Source organism: Streptomyces sp. NBC_00285, from assembly GCF_036174265.1.
GTDB lineage: Bacteria > Actinomycetota > Actinomycetes > Streptomycetales > Streptomycetaceae > Streptomyces.
Genome location: NZ_CP108055.1, coordinates 5,098,107 through 5,119,282, shown reverse-complemented (window position 1 = coordinate 5,119,282; position 21,176 = coordinate 5,098,107). Strand labels below are relative to the sequence as shown.

Below are 21,176 nucleotides of genomic sequence, written 5' to 3'. Positions count from 1 at the left end.
CAAGCGCGCTCCCGTGAACCGATCACCGGGGCTCGTCCGATGAGGTGGCGTGAGGGAAACACGAAGCGACGGAGAGCTGCTGCGGGCCATCGCCGCCGACGGCGACCGGCGCGCCTTCGAGGAGCTGTACCGGCGGTACGCGCCCTGGCTGCTCGCGCGGCTGCGCGGCCGGTGCGCGGACGCGGGGGTCGTCGACGACGTCGTACAGGAGACGTTCCTCGCGGTGTGGCGGGGGACCGCCCGCTATCGCGAGGAAGGCGATGTGGCCGGATGGCTGTGGCGGATCGGCTCGCGGCGGCTCATCGACGCCCTGCGCGGCGACGGGGCGCGGGGACGGCTCCGCCAGACCCTGTCCCGGCTGCGGCACCGGGACGAGGCGTCCGCGGAGGAACGCGTGCTCGCGGGGGTGGAGCACGGAGACCTCGCGGGCGCCCTCGTCCAGCTCTCACCGGAGCTGCGGGCGGTCCTGCAGGCGACGGTCATCGACGGACTGACCACCCGCGAGGCCGCCGTCCTGCTGGGCATCCCGCCCGGCACGGTCAAGACCCGGGCGATGCGGGCCCGCAAGCAGTTGAGGGAGGCGTTGGCATGAGTACCTGGCATGTGGCCGAAGAAGATCTACGGGCTTACGCCCAGGGCGAGTTGACCGCCCCCCTGCTCTGGTCCGCCGACACCCACCTCGCCGCGTGCGCCCAGTGCCGCGCTCTGCTCGCCGACGTCGGCGACCCGGTCGCGCTGGACGCCGGATGGGAACGGCTGGACGCCGAACTGGACGCGCCCCGGCCGGGATGGGTCGAGGCGCTGCTGACGCGGGTCGGGATCGCCGACCACACCGCGCGGCTGCTCGCGGCCACACCGGTGCTCAGGCGCTCCTGGCTGGCCGCGGTGACGTTCCTGCTGCTGGCGACCGTCGGCGTGGTGCACACGGCCGGCTCGCCGACCCTGTTCCTCGCCCTCGCGCCGCTGCTGCCGCTGGCCGGCGTGGCGCTGTCCTACGGCCCGACGCTCGACCCGACCTACGAGATGGCCGTCGTCGCGCCCATGCACGGCTTCCGCCTGCTGATGATCCGCACGCTCGCCGTGCTGGTCGCGGGCCTCGGCCTGAACGGGCTCGCCACCCTCGCCCTGCCCGGCTACGGCCTGCGCGCACTGGCCTGGCTGCTGCCCGCCCTCGCCCTCACCGCGACCGGCCTCGCACTCACCCCCCGGCTCGGCCCGGTGCTCGCGCCGTCCCTGGTCGGCGGCGCCTGGGTCGCCGTACTGCTCGCCGCGCAGGCCGCGCAACAGACCGCCGCCGACCCGCTCGCGCCGTTCACCGCGGCCGGACAGGGCGTCGCCGGGGCCGTCGCCGCGCTCGCCGCCGGGCTGCTCTTCCTCGTCCGTGACCGCTTCGACCTCTTCAACGGGAGCGCCGAATGACCGCCACCGTCTCCGCCTCCGGGCTTCATCTCCGCTACGGCGGCACCCGCGCCCTCGACGACGTGTCCCTGCGGCTCACCCCGGGTGTGACCGGACTGCTCGGGCCCAACGGGGCCGGAAAAACCACCCTGTTGAGGGTGCTCGCCACCTCCGTGCCCGCCGACCGGGGCGCCTTCACCGTCCTCGGCCACGACCCCGGCACCTCGCGCGGCCGCCAGGAGGTCCGCCGTTCGCTCGGCTACCTGCCCCAGACCCCCGGCCTCCACCCGGACTTCAGCGCCTTCGAGTTTGTCGACTACGTGGCGATCCTCAAGGAACTCACCGACCGCACCGCACGCCACCGCGAGGTGCGCCGGGTCCTGGACGTGGTCGACCTCGGGGACGTCCGCGGCCGCCGCATCAAGAAGCTGTCCGGCGGGATGCGGCAACGGGTCGCACTCGCCGCCGCCCTCGTCGGTGACCCCGGCTTCCTCGTCCTCGACGAGCCGACCGTCGGCCTCGACCCCGAACAGCGCATGCGGTTCAGGGAGATGATCGCCCAGGCCGGAGAGGGCCGTACCGTGCTCCTGTCCACCCACCAGACCGAGGACGTGGCGATGCTCTGCCACCGCGTCCTGGTCATGGCCCGCGGCCGCATCCTCTTCGAGGGCACCCCCGCCGACCTCACCGCCCGCGCCGCCGGCCGGGTGTGGAGCAGCACCGAACGCGCCCCGGACGCCAAGGCGGGCTGGCGCACCGGCACCGGGTCCTTCCGCAACGTCGGCGACCCGCCCGCCCGCGCCGACCTCCTCGAACCCACCCTGGAGGACGGCTACCTGCTCACCCTCGACGACACGGGCACGGACACGGAGGTGGCGGCCGCATGAGCCTGGCCACGAAGACGGCGGCCGAGTCCGCCGTCGTGCACGAGGACGCCCCGCGGAGCTCCTGGGCGGCCGTGTTCGCCCTCGCCCGCTTCGAGGCACGCGACCTGCTGCGGTACATCTCGGTGCTGGTGACCCTCCTGCTGTACGTCGGCTACACCGCCTGGACGCTGTTCCACGAGAAGGAGGGCATGGACGCCTTCCCGGCGCTGCAGGACACCGACCGCGGCACCCAGGCCGGGCCCCTGCTGCTGGGCATCGCCCTGTTCGTGTGCGTCAACCGGTGCACACTGCGCTCCCGTCGGCGCGGCACCGACCGGCAGTTCGACGTGCTGCTCATGGAGCCGTGGCGGCGGACGGTCGCGCATGTGCTGTCGGTCGTGCCGTTCGCCGCGCTCACCGCGCTGGTCGTGCTCGGCGAGTTCGTCCGGCAGGCGCTGCGGTCGGGCGCGGTGGGCCACGGCTCACCGGCCGAACTCGCCGTCGGCCCCCTGTACGTGCTGCTGTGCGGCGCGCTCGGCGTGCTGCTCGCCCGGCTGGTCCCGACGACGTTCGCGGCACCGTTCGGTGTGATCTCCCTCTTCGTCCTCGGCACGTTCGTCTCCGCCGGGTGGCCGCAATGGCTGTCACCGATCGTGGACGAGTCGAGCAGCGGCACGGTGCTCCCGTCGGACCTCATCGGCCGCCCCGCCGGCTGGCACGCGCTGTACCTCACCGGGCTGATCCTGCTGCTGGCGCTCTGCGCGGTCCTGGTGAGCGGCGGTCGGGCGCTGTATCTGAAGGCCGGGGCGGCGGGCGCGCTCGCGCTGACGCTGGCCGGGGCGGTGGGCCAGTCCGGAGGCGTGTCACCGGAGTTGACCGCCGCCCGTGAACAGGCCTCGGTCTCCCCGCAGAAGGACCAGTCCTGTGTGAAGCACGGTGGCTCGACGTACTGCGCCTTCCCCGAGTGGACCGGCCGCGCGGGCACCTGGGCGGACACCGTGGACCGCGTCCAGTCCCTGGCCGGCGGTACGGCCGCCCGGCAGCCCCTGCTCGTACGGCAGCGGGTCGACGCCCGGTACGGCCTCACCGGCGACGCGGCGCTCGACCCGCTCACCACTCCGCACCAGGTGACCGTGAGCACGCGGTGGGGAGGCAACCGGATCTCCGAGTTCGCCGTCGCGGTCGGCTATGTGCTGGTCGCCGGTGACGAGTCGAAGGGCGGGGAGCTGTGCGACGGACGGGTGGTCACCACGATGTGGCTGGCCCTGGGGGGCGCCGCCCACCCGCTCACCGACCTCGCCGACGTCCGCATCGACGACAGCACCACCGGCTCGGCGATCGTCCGCGCCCCGACCGACGGGCTGTCCATGTCGGCCGGACAGACCGATGTCGTACGGGAGTTGCTGACCCGCCCTCGCGCCGACGTCACGGCGTCCGTGAAGCAGCACTGGACCGAACTGACCGCACCGGGCGTCTCGACGGCCCAGGTGGCGCGAGCGCTGGGCGTCAAGGCGCCGAAGGGGGCGAAGGACTGTGCGGACGAGTGAGAGTGAGGGGGGCGGGGTGCCGCGGGGGGTGAGCGGGGCCCTGGTGGTGGCCGTGGCCCGCACCGTGCCGTGGCGGGCGATCGGTGCCGGGGCGGTCGTGGGTCTGCTGGTCGTCGGTCTGCCACGCATGCTGTCGGTACCGCCCGACGCGTGGCTCGGCCTCAACCTTCTCCGGGCCGCCGCTCTCGTCTTCGCCCTCGGGCTGACGTTCCTCCTGGACGACCCGGCCCGCCGCCTCACCGCCCCCGTGCCCACCCGGCGTTGGGTGCGGACCGGTCTGCGGGTCGTGCTGGTGGCGCCGGTCGCCGCACTGTGGTGGGCGGTGGTGCTGGCGCTGCTGCCGCGACAGGCTCGCCCTCCCCTCGGCGCGATCACCCTGGAGGCGGCGGCGACCGCCGTCCTCGCGCTGGCCGCCGCGGCCGTCGCCGTCCGCGTCACCGACGAACCCGAACCGGGCCCCTCGGTGGCGGCGGGCCTGCTGACCCTCGCGATCCTCACCCCGACCCTGCTGCCAAGCCGCTGGGACCTGTTCGTGCCGGTGGCGGACCCCCACTGGGATGCGGCGCACGTGCGATGGGCGGTGCTGCTCGGGTTCGCTGCGCTGCTGTGGGTGTGCTGCGGGCCGGAGCCCTTGCGGCGGCGGTGGATGGTGAGGCGGCCGTAGCCGTCAGGCCGTTCAGCACACGGAGTACACCCCCGACACCGGCCCCCGCACAGCGCAGCGTCACGTCTCCGTGCGGTACATCAGGTCCGTCTCGTACGTCGTGAAGCCGAGCCGTTCGTAGACCGAGACGGCCGCCTTGTTGTCGGCGTCGACGTAGAGCATCGCGGTCGGCAGACCCTGCGCGGCGAGGTGGCGCAGGCCGATCGTGGTGAGGGCCTTGCCGAGGCCGCCGCCCTGGGTGCCGGGGCGGACGCCCAGGACGTAGACCTCGCCGAGCTGTTCGGCCGCGTGGACCTTGGTCCAGTGGAAGCCGACGAGTTCGCCGTCCCGGAAGGCCAGGAAGAAGCCCGCGGGGTCGAACCAGGGCTGGGCCTTGCGGTCGTCGAGGTCCCGCTGGGTCAGTGAGCCCTGTTCGGGGTGGTGGGTGAAGGCGGCCGCGTTCACGGCGAGCCAGGCGGTGTCGTCCTCGCCGGGGACGAAGGCGCGGACCGTCACGTCCGCCGGGAGCACCGGGTCGGGCAGCTCCAGGCCGGTCAGGGGGCGCCGCATCTGCCGTAGCTCGCGGAAGAGGGTCAGACCCAGGACCTGGGCGAGATGGCGGGCCGCGCTGTGGCCGCCGTGGGCCCACACCCGCAGCCGTTTGCCGGAGGCGGCGAGGAGGGCCGAGCCCAGGGCGCGGCCGTGACCGTGGCCGCGGTGGGCGGGGTGGACGACCAGTTCCGCCGCCGGTGCCTCCACCGGGTCGGTGTCCTCCAGCTGGGCGTAGCCGGCCAGTTCCTCGCCGACGTTCAGGAGGAGATGGGACACGCCTTCGCGGGCGCCGCCCCGCAGCTGCAGCCTGCCCTGTTCGGACACCGCCTGCCGGCCGTCGGTGTGCGCGGCCTCGGCCAGGAGCGCGAGGACGGCCTCCGTCTGCTGCGGGGAGAGCGCCGTGAGGGTCTCGATGGAGCGGGAGATGCCGGGGCTTGCGGAGTCGTCGCTGGTCATGACTACGAGGTTAAGGGGAGGTACGGGCAAAGCGGCGGCAAAGAAGCAACCAGGATGTAACCACGAAACCTCTGTCGCGCTACGCGCGTTGACTCTAGGCTGCGCCGGAACGGGGCCACTTCCCACACCGGAATCAGCAGAAGCTCAGGGGGGCCTATGCCAGCCACATCTCAGCCGCGCCAGTCGGAGACCGAGCGCCGCAGACGCCGTACGTACCGTCTCGTCGCCGCGGCCGCCGGTCTCGCCACCGTCGGCGCCCTCGCCGCCGCGTTGCCCGCCGGCGCGCACGACAACGGGCACGGCAAGCCGTTGCCGAGCCGCTACCAGGACGTCCAGCTGCTGTCCTTCAACGACCTGCACGGCAACCTGGAGCCGCCGTCCGGCTCCTCCGGCCGGGTCAGCGAACTCCAGGCCGACGGCACCACGAAGACGATCGACGCGGGCGGTGTCGAGTACCTCGCCACGCACCTGCGCGAGGCCCGCAAGGGCAACGCCTACTCCGTCACCGCCGCCGGCGGTGACATGGTCGGCGCGTCCCCCCTCATCTCCGGCCTCTTCCACGACGAGCCCACCATCGAGGCGCTGAACAAGCTCGACCTGGATGTGACGAGCGTCGGCAACCACGAGTTCGACGAGGGCGCGAAGGAACTCGCCCGGCTGCAGAACGGCGGCTGTCACCCCACCGCCGGCTGCTACACCGACAAGAAGTTCAAGGGCGCCGACTTCCCCTACCTCGCGGCCAACGTCCTGGACGAGAAGACCGGCAGGCCGATCCTCAAGCCGTACTGGGTGTGGAAGAAGAAGGACGTCAAGATCGGCTTCATCGGCGTCACCCTGGAGGACACCCCGGGTGTCGTCTCCGCCGAGGGCGTCAAGGGCCTGAAGTTCAAGGACGAGGTCGAGACGATCAACAAGTACGCCAAGGTGCTGCAGAAGCAGGGCGTGAAGTCGATCGTGGCGCTCATCCACGAGGGCGGCCAGCCGGCCTCGGGCTCGTACAACTACAACTGTGACTCCCCGGGTGCCGGCGACGGCATCTCCGGCCCGATCGTCGACATCGCGAAGAACATCTCGCCGTCCGTGGACGCGCTGGTCACCGGCCACACCCACGCCGCGTACGTCTGCACGATCCCCGACCCGTCGGGCAAGCCCCGCATGGTCACCTCGGCCGCCTCCTTCGGCCGGCTCTACACGGACACGACGCTGACCTACGACCGCTTCACCGGCGACATCGCCCGTACGGCAGTGAAGTCGGCCAACCACGTGGTCACCCGGACCGTCGCCAAGGCGCCCGACATGACCCAGCTGATCGGCAAGTGGAACACCCTCGCGGCGCCCATCGGCAACCGTGCGATCGGCTACATCTCCGCCGACGTCGCGAGCACCGGCACCGAGTCCCCGATGGGCGACCTCATCGCCGACGCGCAACTCGCGTACGGCAAGGGGCTCGACCCGGAGACCGACCTCGCGCTGATGAACCCGGGCGGAGTCCGGGCGGGGCTGACCTACGCGGCCAAGGGGACCGAGGGCGACGGCGTGGTGACGTACGCCGAGGGCTTCACCGTGCAGCCCTTCTCCAACACCGTGAACCTCCAGGACTTCACCGGCGCCCAGCTGCTCAAGGTGCTCCAGGAGCAGGTGAGCGGCAGCAACGCGGCCTCGCCGAAGGTCCTGCAGCCGTCGGCGAACCTCGCGTACACGCTGGACCTGACGAAGACCGGCGCGGAGCGGATCGTCCTTGCCTCCGTGAAGCTGAACGGCACGGCCGTCGACCCGGCGGCCACCTACCGCGTCGCGACCAACAGCTTCCTCGCGGGCGGCGGCGACGGCTTCACCACGCTGGGCCAGGGCACGAACGACCTCGTCGGCGGCGACGACCTCGCCGCCCTCGTGCAGTACCTGACGGCCAACTCGTCGGCTGGCGGCCCGATCGCACCTCCGGCGACGAACCGGATCACGATCGTGCAGTAGGACGTCCGTGAGCTGGGTCGCACAGCCCCGGCAGGAGTTGCGGACGGGGGGCACCCACATGATCGGATGGATCGATGCGTGCCCCCCACTCCATACCGACGCATCCCCGCCCGCACTACGACGAACAGCCTGAACAACCGGCCCCGCCGAACCACCGCCGCAGTCGCCGGCGCCCTCGGCGGGGCCGCTCGGCGTTGAAGGCGGTGGCCTCGCTGGCCGTACTCGCCGCCTTCCTCACCCTGGCGGACCGCTGGGCCGTCCTCTACGCCGAGCACAAGGCCGCGGACACCCTGAAGCAGCGGCTACGGCTGACCGCGGCGCCCGAGGTGGAGATCGACGGCTTCCCCTTCCTGCCCCAACTCGCGGTCCGCCGCCTGGACTCCGTGAAGGTGACCGTCCCGGACGTGGCCGTCGACCGGGTCACGCTGGCCGCGGTCTCGGCGACGGCCCACGACGTACGGCTCGACGGCGACGGGCCGACCTCCGTCAGCGGGCTGAGCCTTCCCGCACTGCACGGGGACGTCCTGCTCTCCTTCGCCGACATGAACCGCGAACTCGGCGCGTCCCAGGTGACGTTCAGGGACGCAGGGCGTGACCGGATCGTGGTGCGCGGCACGTTGCCCGTCGCCGGACACGATCTGCGGCTGCGTGCCGATGTGCGGGTGGCGCGCGACGGGGACCGGGGCGTCACCACCCGGATCGGCGGGATGCGCCTGGACATCGGGGACCTGGCGACCTACCGGCCGGGCCACCGGGCCTCGGAGGGCCTGCATCTGACGCGCGGTTCGGCCGCTGCCGTGGCCCGCGAGACCCGCAGGGCACGGGCCGTGCTGGCGGTCCCGTCCGTCGTACGCGCGCTGGGCGTGCCCGACTCCACCGTGCGTGAGGCGCAGCGCTCCGACACCGTGCTGTCCCGTCTGACCGGCCGCCCGGAGTTCGTACGGCAGGCCATGCGCCTCAACCTCCTCGACCTCGCCCTGGCCCACCCCGAGCTCCTGGACCGCCTGGGCCTGGACCCCGCTCTCCTGGACGCCCTCTCCCGGCTGACCCGCCCGGTCCTCGCCGACCGGCTCTCCCTCGGCTTCCACCTGCCCGAACCGGCCGGCGGCGACCTGCGGCTGCGGGACGTACACGTGGCGAAGGACGGCATCCGGGTGCGGATCGAGGGCTCGGGGCTGGCGGTCGGTCCGTAGGTCCGTAGATGTCCGCCTTTAAATTCTGTGTCAGCCCGCATTTGGTTCCGGGCGGTGCCGGAAACTTTTGATTCTCAGGCCATGCACATTCAATCTTATTGAGGTCTAAGGTGGATCGGCCTTTTCTTCCGCAGGAATGCCGTAGTGTTTTCCATGTCGAGAGCGAACAACGCAAACGCAAAGGACGACATGATGAGCTTCCACGAGATCGCCCCGCTGAAGAAGACCCGCAAGCCCGTCCCGGCGCCTGCGCCCAAGAAGGCCCAGCCGAAGAAGCACGCGCCGAAGCGTCGCCCGGTCGCCCACAAGGGCTGACACAGAATTCACTGAAGTAAACCCAAGCTATTCAAAGGTTATTGCGGCAGAGCCGTGGAGGAACTGTTGCAGAACCGTCGCAGAGAGGGAAACAGATATGAGCTTCCACAAGATCGCCCCGCTGAAGAAGAACGGCAAGCCGCTCGGACCGAAGCCGAAGGGTGCCCCCAAGGGCGCTCCCAGGGGCAAGGCCCCGCAGAAGCCGCCGGCCAAGCGCCCCGTCGGTCACAAGGCCTGACGCACGCCGCGAGGCGGGGCCACCGGCCGGCGAGCACGTCTCGCACCGGAGGCCCCGCCTCGGCCACCGCCGCCTTCGAAAGGGAGTCGTCATGAGGGACGTGTCGTCATGAAGGACGTGTCGTCATGAGGGAAGTCCGCGAGGCCTTTCACCGCTTCTGGCCGCTGACCCGCGGCGACCGCAAGTGGCTGGCGGCGATCATCGCGTGCGTGGTGGTGTCCGCGCTCGCCGAGACAGCCGCGATCCTGCTGTTCGCGGAGCTCACCGACACCGCTCTGAAAGCCGGCTCGCTGTCCGCCTTCTGGGGCCCCGCCGGAGCCTGGCTGGGTGTGGCCGTCCTGGGCGCGCTGGTCGGCTACTTCGGCAACTCGCTCGCGACCTGGACCGCGGAGAGATTCGTCCTCAGACTGCGCGCGAAGGTCTTCCGGCACATCCAGGACCTGCCCCCGCACTTCTTCCAACAGCACCGCCGCGGCGACCTGGTCGAACGCCTCACCGGGGACGTCGAAGCCATCGAGCAGATGGTCGTGTCCGGCGTCGTCGGCACGATCGCCGCCGCCTTCTCGGCCGTCTTCTACTCGGCGGCCGCCCTGTACCTGCGCTGGGACCTGGCGCTGGCCACCTTCGTCCTCGCCCCCCTGTTCCTGGTCGCCGCTCGCCGCTTCTCCGGCCGCATCAAGGAGGCCTCGCAGGACGAGCGGGTCGCCGACGGCGCGATCACCTCCGTGGTCGAGGAGGCACTGGGCAACGTGGTGCTCACCCAGGCGTACAACCGCCGCCGCGACGAGGAGAAGCGCCTCGACCGCGAGGCCCGCGCCTGGATGAAGGCGTCGGTGCGCGGGGCCCGGCTCAGCGAGATGTACGAGCAGTTCGTCGAGGTCGTGGAGACGCTCTGTGTGCTGTCCGTCATCGGCCTGGGAGTCTGGGAGATCTCGGCCGGCCGCATGACCCTCGGCCAGCTCCTCGCCTTCGCCGCCTTCATCGGCTACCTGTACCCGCCGGTTCGCAACCTCGGCCAGCTGGGCCTGACCCTCACGGCCGCCACCGCGGGCGCCCAGCGCCTGAACGAGATCCTGGACGCACAACCGTCGGTCGGCGACCCGGCCGAACCCGTCCCCGCCTGGCCGGTCCGCGGCTGGGTCGGCTTCCACGGCGTGAACTTCCGTTACCCGACCGCGCACCGCGACTCCCTCATCGACGTGTCCTTCGCGGCCGCGCCCGGCGAGCTGGTGATCATCACGGGCCCGAGCGGCGCCGGCAAGTCCACCCTGTCCAAGCTCATCACCCGCTTCTACGACCCCTCCGCGGGCGTGATCACCCTGGACGGCGTTCCGCTCACCCACCTGAACCTGGAGTTCCTGCGCGAACAGATCGCGCTGCTGCCCCAGGAGACACTGATCCTCAACGGCACGATCCGCGAGAACATCGGGACGGGCCGGCCGGGAGCGAGCGACGAGGAGATCGAGCAGGCGGCCCGCGCGGCAGCGGCCCACGAGTTCGTCGCCGCGCTCCCCGAGGGCTACGACACCGAGATCGCCCCCGGCACGGCGTCCCTGTCCGGCGGCCAGCTCAAGCGGATCACCATCGCCCGCGCGATGTTGCGGGCCGCGCCCGTCCTGATCCTCGACGAACCCACCGCGGGCCTCGACTCGGTCGCCGCGCGCCAGGTCGTCCAGCCCCTGCGCCGGCTGATGTCGGGCCGTACGACCATCATGATCACCCACGATCTGAGTCTGGCCCCGGACGCGGACCGGATCCTGGTCGTGGACGACGGACGCCTGGTGGAAGCGGGCACCCACGCGGAACTGGTCGCCCGCCGCGGCGCCTACGCCCGGCTCCTCGGCCCGCTCCCGGAGGACACGATGATCCTGCGGAAGCTGACGGACGACACGATGATCCTGCGCCGCTGAGCAGCCCTTTGACCGCAGCCGGCTCAGAACGGCTTCGCCGCTCCCACGATCCGGGGCGGGAGGTACGGGGATCTCACCCGGATCTCCCAGCCCCGCCGTCGTGCGTGGCAGACGAGGGCCAGGATGTCCAGGCTGAGGGCGGCCGCGGGGTCGGACGGGCGGTCGGCGACGGCATAGTGGTCGCGGTGGGCCGCGAGGGCGTCCAGCAGGGCCAGGTTGAAGCTCTCCCCGTCGCCCTCGACGAGCTGGGAGAAGAGGACCACGGGCGGCGGCAGGACACCCCGGTCGCGTGCCTTCTCGGCGTCCCGCAGCGCCTGGTCGGTGGCCGGCTCGGGATCCTCGCCGCGCAGATAGTCGTGCAGCGCCCGCCGATAGGAGGCCGACGGCGAACGGTCCGGCCCCACCCGCTCCGGCCCCGCCAGCACCAGCGGCGCCAGATGCTCCCGCCGGCCCGTGATCAGCGCGAGGCGCACCGCCCGGTGCCAGCCGTCCGGCCCCGCGTCCTCGTCATGGCAGGCGGGATATGCCACGGCAGTGCCGTCGATCAGCACCCGCACCTCGGTGCCCGGCTCGGCCAGCGTCGTACGGAAGAGCGCGGCCCCGAGCTCCGCGGCCCGCCGCAGGTTCGCCAGCTGGGCGTCGCTCGCGTCGGACGTGTGCGCGGCGCGCGTCGTGAGGAGGAGCTCCTGGTAGGTGACGGCGTACGCCAGCTCGAAGGTGGTCGGCGACCTGCCGGGCACCGGGGACACGGCATCGCGGGTGTACCGCTCGAACTGCTCCTCGCTGTCCGGATCCAGCGGATGCGGCTCCAGATTCCGCTCGAACTCCACGACCCCGGCGGCGAGCCGGGCCACCGCGTCCGGGCGGCGGTCCCGGCCGTACGGCCCCACCCGGGGCGGTGCGGCATCGAATCCGACCACCAGCGCGTCCGGCAGATAGTCGCTGTCCGCTGCGGGCGGCCAGCCCTCGTGCCGGTACGCCAGCGCGGTCAGGGCGATCGGGAGCAGGGGCAGCAGACTGCCCGGACGCGCACCGGGGCCGAAGGTGTCGGCCAACGGCAGCAGCAGTCCGACGACCGCTTCGCCGAACCCCTCCCGGTCACCCGCGGCGAGCGCGCGCAGCGCCCGCAGCCCGATGCCGTACGGCTGGTCGGCGAGCTGTTCGCCCCTCTCCGTCTCCCTGGCCCGGACCCGGTCCAGCGCCGCGTCGAGCGAGGCGAGCTTCTGCTCGCGGGAGGGCGGATAGGTGACGTCGTCGTCGGCGGTGTCGCCGATGACGTAGGCCATGAAGCCGTTGATCAGTTCCGTGTCGGGGTGTCCGGCCCGGTCCCGCTGGGGTGCTTCACGCGCGAAGTGGAAGGCCTCGCCGTGCCATTGGGCCTTTTCCACGAGGATCGCCAGACAGAAGGCGTCGAGCCACGTGGCGGCCGTGACCGGTTCCGGGGTGCCGCCGGGCTCGCGGTCGTAGACCAGGCCCCAGTTCGGATAGGTGAGGAAGACCTCGAAGTGGTCGCGCGGGAAGTACGCCGCGTACGCCACCGCGCCGGCGGCCGCCTCGGCGGCGTCCTCCAGGACCGCCTTCGCCTCGGGGGAGCGCAGGTCGGGCGTCTCCAGCGAGAGCGCGCCGAGATACTCGACGAACTCCTGGGCGATCAGCCACCACTCCCACCCCGTCACCGGGCCTGCCTTCGACAGGGAGTGGACCCGCGAACCGATCCGGTTCGCGAAGTCCTCCCGCACCGCCGAGACGGCTGTCCAGCCGACCTGATGCCTCTTGATACGCACCATGATTCCGCTCCCCCGTGAGCCCGCCCGGTCCTACTTGATCTAGGAACCAGCCTAGAACGAGGCACTGACAAGGGAGCGGGGCACATCAGGACACAGTTGGCGTCCAGTCGCCCAGCCAGTCCGCGACCTCCTGGCCGGCGGCCTGCGCGTCGGTCAGCTGCGGCCGGTTGCTGCTCGCCGCACCCGAGCCCGCGCCGGTGTTCCTGTACTCCGCGAACCGGTCGTCCTTCCAGGAGAAGCCGCTCATGTCGGTCCACGGCGTGGACTTGACCGCGGCGCTCAACGAGGTGTTCCGGACCGTTGCCTGCGGGTCGAGCGTCGTGTCGCCGCCCGCGTGCCACGGACGGCCCAGGTAGAAGCTCGCGGAGGAGACGTCGCCGTTCACCGTCGAGTTGGCGATGAGGATGCCCTTGCGGTTCGCGGCCGTGCTGGGCGCGGTGACGTACCCGGCCGAGGTGCCGTTCCAGCGCTTCTTCAGCGTGATGACGGACTTGTCGATCACCGCGGTCGCCCGTCCGAAGATGAAGTCGACGTTGCCGATGACGTAGGAGTTCGTCATGTAGACCCGGCCCAGCTTCTCCTTGGCCGCGGTGTCCACGAGCAGCGTGTCCTGGTCGCCGCTGACGATGACGCCGTCGAGGAACACCTTGTCGGCGGCGGTGCGCAGGGCGACCGCCTGGCTGGCGATGTCCTGGTGGGCGGCCTCGTCGAAGTCGTTGGAGACCGTCAGGTTGCGGGCCTGGAAGTCGTCGGCCTCGACGGCGACGGTGGCGCTGCCGCCGGTGCCGTACGTGCCCGAGCCGTCGGGCTTCTGCGTCCCGGACGCGTTGTTGTAGACGATCACCGTGTCGCCGCGGCTGCCGCCCGTGCCCTGGATGGTGACGTGCGGCTTGTTGGACGGCACCTTGACCAGTTCGCGGTACGTCCCCGGCTTGACCGAGATCACCACGCGGGAGGCGTTGCCCGCCGGTACGGCGTTCACGGCGGCCTGCACGGTCGAGTACTGCCCGCTGCCGTCCTTGGCGACGGTGAGCGTGGTGGCGGTCGCCGCTTTGGTGGTGGCAGTGGCCGTCGTACCGATGGAACTGCGGGGCCCCGCACCGGACTTGAGCAGGGACGGCACATCGGCGGTCTTGTCGAGCGTGTACGCGTAATACGTCTTCGGATCGAAGGCGGTACCCCCGCTCTCGTTCCTGCCGCTCGTCCCCACGAAGGTGTTGCCCTTCTGGACGATGCTCGCGGTGCTGTCCCTGATGACGGGGTTCTTGAAGCCCTGGAACCAGGAGTTCTCCAGGACCATTTTGGTCGCGCCGCGCGAGTAGTTGCCGTAGGAGGAGTTGATGTCCGTCCCGGCCACGTCCTCCAGGAAGTTGTTGTAGAGGTGCGCATGGGCCGCGTTGTCCGTCGACGGATTGCGCTGCTCGGTCTCGCGGATCCAGTTGTGGTGGATGGTGATGTCGGTGACGACGTTCTCCGTCCAGCCGATGCCGAAGGCCTTGTTGTCCTGGCTGAGCTTGTTCCAGGAGACCGTCACGTAGGTGCTGTCCTTGCGGACGTCGATGAGGCCGTCGGCCATGTTCCGCAGGTCGTTGTGGTCGATCCAGACGTGGTGGGCGCCGTCCATCTGGATGGCGTCGAAGTCGTGTTCCTTGTCGTTCCACACGCCCTGGTACGCGTCCCGGATGGTGAGGTTCCGGATGATCACGTTGTGCACACCGGCCCCGAGGAAGAACCCGCCGCCGACGATCTGCCCGGAGGTCCCGGCCCCCACGATGGTCTTGTCGCTCCGGACCTTGATCTCCTTGCCGACCGGGTCCATGGTGATCGCGGCCGCGACGACGATGACGTACGGCTCGCTCGCCGTCGCGTACTTCTCCAGGTCGGCGAGCGTCCTCACGGTGACGGTCCGGCCGTCCCGGCCGCCGTAAGTCCCGTTCTGGCCAAGGGCGTTGACGGAGGCGAAGCCGTCCGCGGTGGCGGTGGCCCAGGCGGGGGCGGCGGTGGTGGCGGCGGAGGCCTGGGGCTGGCCGACCGGGAGCAGCGGGTAGGCCAGCCCTCCGGCGGCCGTCAGGACGAGTGGAACACCGAGGGCGAGAGCGGTTGTCCGGCGTCGGCGATGCTGGGCCATGGGGGGCATCCGTTCCGTGCGGGGGTAGGGACCGCAGAGCAGTCGCCGCTCCCGCACGGAAGGTTGCCGCTCCCTGGAGTGAAATCGGCCAAGCTTGCTGGGATTTGAGTGGCGGAGTCTTTTCTTCCGGCATTCCGTTCAATGTCAATCATGTCGATTTGGTTCGATATGACTTCAGGCTCTCTTGCCCTCCTCTTACCTTCATTCAGGGTGACCGAACAGGGATTTGGCGATCACGCGGCGCCTCCGATTGGCCGCTGCCCTTTACGAAAGCTCGCTTTCGGTCAGCCCGACAAACTGCCTTTAGGTCAGGCGTTCGATCCATGTACGTTCCCGATCGCACCCGACGCCTCGGTTGTAACGCACCGGGGTGTCTGGAGCGTCTGTCCGTCTGCATGGACCTACGAAGGGAACTTCATGCGCGTCAGAACCCTGGTCACCGCCGGTGGCCTTGCTCTGGCCGGCTTCGGCGTGGCCCTCGGTACCGCCGGCACCGCCAGTGCCGCCGAGTACTGCACCTCGGGCTACGCCTGCCTGTACTACAACAGCGACTACAAGGGGGCGTTCTACCGCCAGTACTTCGACATCCCCAACTACGCCAAGTACTACTTCAGCGCGAGCGCGGCCGGCAGCGCCGGTGCGGGCACCGCGGTGAAGAACAACACCGCCTCGGTGGACAACTGGGACTTCAACTTCGGCATCCGTGAGTACTACAACCAGAACTACACCGGTGCCTACCAGTCGATCTCGGCCGGCGGGGCGGCGAACCTCAACAGCGCGCTGAAGAACGACAACGCCTCCGGCAAGTTCTACTAGGCCGACAGCACGGCGAGGGCCCGGCCCTCGGCCACCGCTGACAGGCAAGGGGTGCGCTGCCCAATGCAGCTGGGCAGCGCACCCCCGCGCCCGGAGTTTAGCGAGTGGCCCCTCACCAGCGCAGGACCGACTATTCGGCTATCCAAGGAAGAGCATCACGATGCATACCCGTCGCTTCGCTGCCTCTCTGTCCGTCCTCTGCGCCACCGTGGCGCTCTCGGCCGTCGCGGGATGCGGTTCATCGTCCGGCTCCGACGAGGAGGGCAAAGCAGCGGGAGGCACGGGCGCTCCTTCCGTGTCCTCGTTCCCGAAGCTGACATCGGCGACGGACAAGTCGCTGCCGGTCGAGGCGTACCTGCTCACCACCGAGCAGGAGCAACAGATGGCGGATGCCGAGAACACCCTCCGGGAACGGTGCATGACCAGGTTCGGCATCGCCTACCGGGTCCCGGACGTGTCGTTGTTCACGCCGAAGAGCATCACCCAGTTCCGCTACGGCGTCACAGACCCCGACGAGGTGTCCGGCCACGGGTACAAGCCGGCGGGCTCCGAGAACGCGGTGGTCAAGCCCAAGCCGCAGGAACTCGCACCGACGGCAGCCATGGTCCTCAACGGCACCACCGATCCGGGCGTGAAGCCGGGGTCCGCCGCCGCGAAGGGCGGCCAGGACTACAACGGCCGGAAGGTTCCGGCCGGCGGCTGCATCGGAGAGGCGAAGGCCAAGCTGGGCTACTCGGCGGACCAGGAGCCGTCCAAGGACGGTGCCCCGCCGATCGCCGACAAGGTCAACACCGACAGCTGGGCGAAGTCGTACGAGGACGCACGGGTGAAGGCCGTCTTCGCGAAGTGGTCGGCCTGCATGAAGGAGAAGGGCTACACGTACGCGGACCCGATGAAGGCCGGCGACGACCCGCAGTGGCAGCAGAACGCCCTGGCCACCACCAAGGAGAAGCAGGTCGCCTCGGTGGACGTGGCCTGCAAGGAGAAGTACAACGTCGTCGGCACCTGGTACGCCGTGGACGCCGCCTACCAGGAGCAGATGATCGAGCAGAACGCGCAAGCGCTCGCCGAGGTCAAGAAGACGAAGGAAAAGCAGCTGAAGCTGATGGCCGAAGCCCTGTAACGCCCGGCACCCCTCAACGCGTTCACACAGAGAGCCAGTCGGCACAGAGGAACCCAGTCGGCCCGGAGAGGCGCAGTGTCCGAAGCAGAGCAGCCAGACCCGACCACGACATCGGAGACGTCCGGCAGATCCCGCCGCGCCGCGGACAACGGCCTGTCGCAGAAGCGTAAATGGGTGGCCGCGGTGGCGGTGGCCGCGGTCCTGCTGACCGGTGCAGGCATCGCCGCCTCGTTCGTCGTGAAGTCACCGGCGCAGGCTGCGGCCGAGGCCGAGCCGCCACAGCAAGGCGTCCTGACCGCACCGGTGGAGAACCGGGTACTCAAGGACTCCGTCATCATCCGCGGCACCGTCGTAGCGGGGCAGTCCGTCGACGTGGCCCCGTCCGGCGCGAGCGGAGAGGGGACGACCAGCGCGGTCGTCACCAAGGCACCCAAGTCGGTGGGCACGGAGATCAAGGCCGGCCAGGTCCTGGTGGAGGTCTCCGGCCGTCCGGTGTTCGCGCTGAAGGGCCAAGTGCCCGTCTACCGGGACCTCAAGCCCGGCTCCACCGGCGACGACGTGGCCCAACTCCAGTCCGCACTCGCTGCGTTGGGGCACGGCACCGGCAGTGACGCCGAGGGCACCTTCGGCGGCGGCACCAAGTCCGCGCTCACCGCCTTCTATGCCTCGATCGGCTACAACCCGGTCTCCGCCGAGGCCGACGGCACCGCCACGGTGCAGGACGCGCAGGATGCCGCGACCGCCGCCGAACGTGCTTGGCAGGACGCCGAGGACGCGCGGCAGAAGGCCTCGAACGACGAGACGCAGAAGGCCGTGGACCGGGCCGCGCAGGACCTCGAACGGGCCCGCACCCGGCTCACCGAGGCGCAGGTGGCGGCCGGTCCCATGCTGCCCGCCTCCGAGGTCGTCTACCTCTCCGGCTTCCCGGCCCGGGTGGACAGCGTGAACGCCGTACTCGGATCCGCGCCCACGGGGAAGGTGATGACCGTCTCGGCCGGCCGGCTGGCGGTCAACGGCTATCTCCAGGAGTCCCAGAAGGGGCTCGTCAGGGCCGGGCAGAAGGTCGAGATCCTGTCCGAGACGACGGGCGTCAAGGCGACCGCCTCGGTCCGCTCGGTGGCCGACACCATGGCCTCCGGCCAGCAGAGCACCGGTGATGCCACCGCCCAGGGCACGGGGACCGACGCCGGCGCCGGCACGGGTGCCGCAGCGCCACAGGGCTACCTCGTGGTCGTGGAACCTGACAAGTCGCTGCCCGCGGCCACCGTGGGCCAGGACGTCCGCCTGACCGTCGAGGCCGCATCCACCAAGGGCAGGGCGCTGGTGGTCCCGGTGACGGCGATCACCGCGGGGTCCGACGGCAGGACCGTGGTCACGGTGCTGGAGGCCGGGGACCGCCAGCGGCGGGTCGAGGTCACCACCGGCACCACTGGCGACGGCTATGTGGAGGTCAAGCCGGCCGCCGGCGCCGTACTCGCCGAGGGCGACCAGGTCGTCACCGGCGTCAACTCCGCTGTGGGGGACGACCGGTGAGGACGAACGGCAGGCGCGGGACGGCGCGGGGCGACGACGAGACTGTCGCCCTGCGGATACCCGACCGCGTACCCGCCCCGCCCCCCGTCATCGAGTTCCGCCGGGTCGGCCTCACCTACCCCGGCCCACCCCCCGTGCCGGCGTTCAGGCCCTGCGATCTGACCATCGAGCAGGGGGAGTTCGTGACCGTGATCGGGCCCTCCGGGTCGGGGAAGTCGACGTTCCTGAACATCGCCGGTCTGCTGGATGCGCCGACCGAGGGGACGTATCTCCTGGACGGCATCGACACCGGGACGCTCAAGGACGGTGACCGCACGGCGTTGCGCGGGCGCCGGATCGGCTTCGTGTTCCAGTCCTTTCATCTGCTGCCGCACCGCAGTGCCCGGGAGAACGTCCAGTTGGCCATGGTCTACAACGGCGCCCCCCGGGCCGAACGAGGCCGTCGCGCACAGGAGGCCCTGGAGCAGGTCGGTCTCGGCCACCGCCTGGACTCACTGCCGACGCGGTTGTCCGGTGGCGAGCGCCAGCGTGTGGCGATCGCCCGCGCCCTGGTATCGAGGCCTTCACTGCTGCTGTGCGACGAGCCGACCGGAAATCTCGACAGCCGCAACGCCGATTCCGTCCTCGGCCTGCTGGAGCAGTTGCACGCCACGGGCATGACGGTGCTGGTCATCACTCATGACCCCGCTGTCGCCTCCCGGGGAGTGCGTACGGTCGCCATCCGCGACGGGGTCCTGCGCGAACAGGTGACCGCCGTATGAACCACCGCAGGAGTCGGCGGCTGGGTTGGTTCTCCCTTCGCCGCGGGAGCCGTACGGCCACCGTCGAACCCTCCGTCCTCACTCCCCGGGACCTGCTCGGCGAGTCTCTCGCCGGCATGCTCCAGCGCCCGGCCCGGTCCGCGCTGACCGCGCTGGGCACGGTCCTCGGCGTCGGCACCTTCGTCGCGATCCTCGGTCTGACCGCCACCACGTCGTCCCAGATCGACTCCCGCTTCAATGTGCTGACCGCCACCGAGGTCACCATCGAGGACATCGGCATCGAGCAGAACGAGTTCGTGTCCCTGGCCTTTTCCAAGGACGCCGACGCGCGCATGGAGAAGCTCGCCGGAGTCGAACACGCCGGTGTGTACTGGACGGTGGACACCCGGGGCACCGACGCCACCATCAGGTCCTCGCCGATCGGCGACGACTCCACCGGGGAACGCGCCAACATCGTCGCCGCCTCACCGGGCGTCATCGAGGCGGCCGTACCGCATGTCGTCCAGGGCCGGGTCTACGACGCCTACGCCGAGCAGACCGCGCAGCCCGTCGTCATGATCGGCTCGGGCATGGCGGCCCGGCTGGGCATCACCACCCTGCAGACGCGCCCGGCGCTGTTCATCGGGGGTCGGCCGTTCACCGTCGTCGCGATCATCGACGACGTCAAGCGCAAGGCCGACCTGCTGCTGTCGGTCGTCGTCCCCCGGTCGACGGCGGAGAGGATCTGGGGCGAACCGGCCACCGGCGGCGCCAAGATGCTGGTGACCACCAGGATCGGCGCGGCGCAGCAGGTGGCGAAGCTGGCGCCGACAGCGCTACGGCCGGACCACCCCGAGTACTTCAAGGCAGTACCCCCGCCCGACCCCAGGACCCTGCGCGGCAACGTGACCTCCGACCTCCAGCAGCTCTTCCTGCTGCTGGCTGCGATCTGCCTGGTCATCGGTGCGGTCGGTATCGCCAACACCACGCTGGTCGCCGTGCTGGAGCGCACCGGGGAGATCGGTCTCAGACGGGCGCTCGGGGCCCGGGGCGGGCACATCACCATCCAGTTCCTCGCCGAATCCGGCTCGCTGGGCGCACTCGGCGGACTGATCGGCACCAGTCTCGGCACGCTCACCGTCGTGGGAGTCGCCGTGGCACGGCAGTGGACGCCCGTCGTGCATCCCACGACGGTGGCTGCGGCCCCGGTCATCGGGCTGGTCACGGGACTGGTCGCCGGCCTCTACCCGGCCTGGCGGGCGTCGCGGATCCAGCCCGCGGAGGCGTTGCGCAGGTAACGGAATCCGTGAACGACACAGCAGACTCCCCGTTTTCGGGGAGTCTGCTTTTTTGTCCCCGCTCTTCTTCGGCACGGGCGTAACAGAACCCACGGCCCGAGGCGTCAAGGGCATGTGAGCGCAGACGCGTTACCGGGAGGGGAACCCACATGGCCGGATCGGCACAACGGTCGGCGGAGATCGAGGAGTTCATGCAGGCCGTGAGTCCTCGTCTGTTCCGGGCCGCACTGCTGGTCTGCGGCGACTGGCACCTCGCAGAGGACCTGGTCCAGACGACTCTGGGCAAGGTGTTCGTCTCCTGGAGACGAGTCCGCAAGGCCGACAGCCCGCACGCCTACGTGCGCACCATCCTGATGCGCACGTACCTCTCGCATGTCCGGCTGCATCGGACGTACGAGAAGCCCGTGGGCGAGCTGCCGGAGCAGTCGGCCACCCACCACGACCCGGCCCTGCGGCTGGCGCTGACCCAGGCGCTGGCGCAGTTGTCGGCCCAGGACCGGGCCGTGGTGGTGCTGCGCTACTGGGAGGACCGAAGTGTCGCCCAGACCGCGAAGGAACTCGGCATGAGTGCCGGGAACGTCCGCATCCGCAGCATGCGGGCGTTGACGAGTCTGCGGACGTCGCTCGGCGGCGAGCATGACGTTCTCGCCGGTCGCTGACAG

General features: G+C 70.7%; 19 protein-coding genes. 16 read left to right on the top strand and 3 right to left on the bottom strand.

The features are described 5' to 3' along the window. The first annotated feature begins 49 nt into the window (after nt 1–49). The 5 genes from OHT57_RS23550 to OHT57_RS23530 are packed head-to-tail and all read left to right on the top strand — an operon-like array spanning nt 50 to nt 4,475. Nucleotides 50–592: an RNA polymerase sigma factor gene (locus tag OHT57_RS23550; protein WP_328748475.1), complete on the top strand. Its 543-nt coding sequence runs from the start codon at nt 50–52 to the stop codon at nt 590–592. Beyond that, the gene (locus tag OHT57_RS23545) at nt 589–1,419 is read left to right on the top strand and encodes a zf-HC2 domain-containing protein (RefSeq protein ID WP_328748474.1); all 831 of its coding nucleotides are present in this window, start codon (nt 589–591) and stop codon (nt 1,417–1,419) included. Before OHT57_RS23550 ends, OHT57_RS23545 begins: the two co-directional genes overlap by 4 nt. Further along, on the top strand, nt 1,416–2,285 hold the full coding sequence (locus OHT57_RS23540; protein ID WP_328748473.1) for an ABC transporter ATP-binding protein: 870 nt from the start codon (nt 1,416–1,418) through the stop codon (nt 2,283–2,285). The genes OHT57_RS23545 and OHT57_RS23540 overlap by 4 nt, the downstream gene beginning before the upstream one ends. Beyond that, on the top strand, nt 2,282–3,811 hold the full coding sequence (locus OHT57_RS23535; protein WP_328748472.1) for an ABC transporter permease: 1,530 nt from the start codon (nt 2,282–2,284) through the stop codon (nt 3,809–3,811). Before OHT57_RS23540 ends, OHT57_RS23535 begins: the two co-directional genes overlap by 4 nt. A gap of 28 nt (nt 3,812–3,839) precedes the next feature. After that, complete coding sequence (locus OHT57_RS23530; protein ID WP_328748471.1) at nt 3,840–4,475, top strand: ABC transporter; 636 nt, start codon at nt 3,840–3,842, stop codon at nt 4,473–4,475. A 60-nt stretch (nt 4,476–4,535) separates the two neighbouring features. Here OHT57_RS23530 and mshD read toward each other — a convergent pair whose 3' ends face one another. Continuing rightward, nucleotides 4,536–5,462 carry a mycothiol synthase gene (gene mshD, locus OHT57_RS23525; RefSeq protein WP_328748470.1) on the bottom strand — a complete coding sequence of 309 codons (927 nt, stop codon included), beginning with the start codon at nt 5,460–5,462 and terminating at the stop codon, nt 4,536–4,538. A gap of 156 nt (nt 5,463–5,618) precedes the next feature. Between mshD and OHT57_RS23520 the strand changes: the two genes are divergently transcribed. The 5 genes from OHT57_RS23520 (at nt 5,619) to OHT57_RS23500 (ending at nt 11,089) form a co-directional block, all read left to right on the top strand. After that, nucleotides 5,619–7,433, top strand: a complete 1,815-nt coding sequence (locus tag OHT57_RS23520; protein WP_328748469.1) for a bifunctional metallophosphatase/5'-nucleotidase — start codon at nt 5,619–5,621, stop codon at nt 7,431–7,433. Between the two features lie 74 nt (nt 7,434–7,507). Further along, on the top strand, nt 7,508–8,626 hold the full coding sequence (locus OHT57_RS23515) for an LmeA family phospholipid-binding protein (protein WP_328748468.1): 1,119 nt from the start codon (nt 7,508–7,510) through the stop codon (nt 8,624–8,626). Nucleotides 8,627–8,818: 192 nt separating this feature from the next. Further along, a complete protein-coding gene (locus OHT57_RS23510; RefSeq protein WP_328748467.1) occupies nt 8,819–8,941 on the top strand; it encodes a hypothetical protein in 123 nt (40 codons plus the stop codon). A gap of 97 nt (nt 8,942–9,038) precedes the next feature. After that, entirely contained in the window at nt 9,039–9,179 is a 141-nt protein-coding gene (locus OHT57_RS23505; protein WP_328748466.1) for a hypothetical protein, read from the top strand. A 125-nt stretch (nt 9,180–9,304) separates the two neighbouring features. Further along, nucleotides 9,305–11,089, top strand: a complete 1,785-nt coding sequence (locus OHT57_RS23500; RefSeq protein ID WP_328748465.1) for an ABC transporter ATP-binding protein — start codon at nt 9,305–9,307, stop codon at nt 11,087–11,089. 23 nt (nt 11,090–11,112) lie between these two features. Here the strand turns inward: OHT57_RS23500 and OHT57_RS23495 are convergent, their stop codons facing one another. Next, nucleotides 11,113–12,876, bottom strand: a complete 1,764-nt coding sequence (locus tag OHT57_RS23495) for an immunity 49 family protein (RefSeq protein ID WP_328748464.1) — start codon at nt 12,874–12,876, stop codon at nt 11,113–11,115. Between the two features lie 85 nt (nt 12,877–12,961). Next, nucleotides 12,962–15,004, bottom strand: a complete 2,043-nt coding sequence (locus tag OHT57_RS23490; protein ID WP_328748463.1) for a pectinesterase family protein — start codon at nt 15,002–15,004, stop codon at nt 12,962–12,964. A gap of 417 nt (nt 15,005–15,421) precedes the next feature. Between OHT57_RS23490 and OHT57_RS23485 the strand changes: the two genes are divergently transcribed. The 6 genes from OHT57_RS23485 (at nt 15,422) to OHT57_RS23460 (ending at nt 21,173) form a co-directional block, all read left to right on the top strand. After that, the gene (locus tag OHT57_RS23485; RefSeq protein ID WP_328748462.1) at nt 15,422–15,820 is read left to right on the top strand and encodes a peptidase inhibitor family I36 protein; all 399 of its coding nucleotides are present in this window, start codon (nt 15,422–15,424) and stop codon (nt 15,818–15,820) included. Between the two features lie 160 nt (nt 15,821–15,980). Next, nucleotides 15,981–16,943, top strand: a complete 963-nt coding sequence (locus OHT57_RS23480; RefSeq protein WP_328748461.1) for a hypothetical protein — start codon at nt 15,981–15,983, stop codon at nt 16,941–16,943. A 75-nt stretch (nt 16,944–17,018) separates the two neighbouring features. Continuing rightward, nucleotides 17,019–18,476 (top strand): peptidoglycan-binding protein, encoded by a 1,458-nt coding sequence (locus OHT57_RS23475; protein ID WP_328748460.1) that lies wholly within the window; start codon nt 17,019–17,021, stop codon nt 18,474–18,476. Nucleotides 18,477–18,532: 56 nt separating this feature from the next. Then, complete coding sequence (locus tag OHT57_RS23470; protein ID WP_328753299.1) at nt 18,533–19,237, top strand: ABC transporter ATP-binding protein; 705 nt, start codon at nt 18,533–18,535, stop codon at nt 19,235–19,237. After that, nucleotides 19,234–20,514 (top strand): ABC transporter permease, encoded by a 1,281-nt coding sequence (locus OHT57_RS23465; RefSeq protein WP_328748459.1) that lies wholly within the window; start codon nt 19,234–19,236, stop codon nt 20,512–20,514. The genes OHT57_RS23470 and OHT57_RS23465 overlap by 4 nt, the downstream gene beginning before the upstream one ends. Nucleotides 20,515–20,663: 149 nt before the next feature. Next, entirely contained in the window at nt 20,664–21,173 is a 510-nt protein-coding gene (locus OHT57_RS23460; RefSeq protein ID WP_328748458.1) for a SigE family RNA polymerase sigma factor, read from the top strand. Nucleotides 21,174–21,176: the final 3 nt, after the last annotated feature.

Bases quoted from the DNA above. Each gene is read 5' to 3' on its own strand.
- OHT57_RS23495 (WP_328748464.1), bottom strand. From the start codon at position 12,876: ATGGTGCGTATCAAGAGGCATCAGGTCGGCTGGACAGCCGTCTCGGCG.
- OHT57_RS23505 (WP_328748466.1), top strand. From the start codon at position 9,039: ATGAGCTTCCACAAGATCGCCCCGCTGAAGAAGAACGGCAAGCCGCTC.
- OHT57_RS23460 (WP_328748458.1), top strand. From the start codon at position 20,664: ATGGCCGGATCGGCACAACGGTCGGCGGAGATCGAGGAGTTCATGCAG.
- OHT57_RS23480 (WP_328748461.1), top strand. From the start codon at position 15,981: ATGCATACCCGTCGCTTCGCTGCCTCTCTGTCCGTCCTCTGCGCCACC.
- OHT57_RS23465 (WP_328748459.1), top strand. From the start codon at position 19,234: ATGAACCACCGCAGGAGTCGGCGGCTGGGTTGGTTCTCCCTTCGCCGC.
- OHT57_RS23535 (WP_328748472.1), top strand. From the start codon at position 2,282: ATGAGCCTGGCCACGAAGACGGCGGCCGAGTCCGCCGTCGTGCACGAG.
- OHT57_RS23500 (WP_328748465.1), top strand. From the start codon at position 9,305: ATGAGGGAAGTCCGCGAGGCCTTTCACCGCTTCTGGCCGCTGACCCGC.
- OHT57_RS23540 (WP_328748473.1), top strand. From the start codon at position 1,416: ATGACCGCCACCGTCTCCGCCTCCGGGCTTCATCTCCGCTACGGCGGC.
- OHT57_RS23490 (WP_328748463.1), bottom strand. From the start codon at position 15,004: ATGGCCCAGCATCGCCGACGCCGGACAACCGCTCTCGCCCTCGGTGTT.
- OHT57_RS23545 (WP_328748474.1), top strand. From the start codon at position 589: ATGAGTACCTGGCATGTGGCCGAAGAAGATCTACGGGCTTACGCCCAG.
- mshD (WP_328748470.1), bottom strand. From the start codon at position 5,462: ATGACCAGCGACGACTCCGCAAGCCCCGGCATCTCCCGCTCCATCGAG.
- OHT57_RS23485 (WP_328748462.1), top strand. From the start codon at position 15,422: ATGCGCGTCAGAACCCTGGTCACCGCCGGTGGCCTTGCTCTGGCCGGC.
- OHT57_RS23520 (WP_328748469.1), top strand. From the start codon at position 5,619: ATGCCAGCCACATCTCAGCCGCGCCAGTCGGAGACCGAGCGCCGCAGA.
- OHT57_RS23510 (WP_328748467.1), top strand. From the start codon at position 8,819: ATGAGCTTCCACGAGATCGCCCCGCTGAAGAAGACCCGCAAGCCCGTC.
- OHT57_RS23515 (WP_328748468.1), top strand. From the start codon at position 7,508: ATGCGTGCCCCCCACTCCATACCGACGCATCCCCGCCCGCACTACGAC.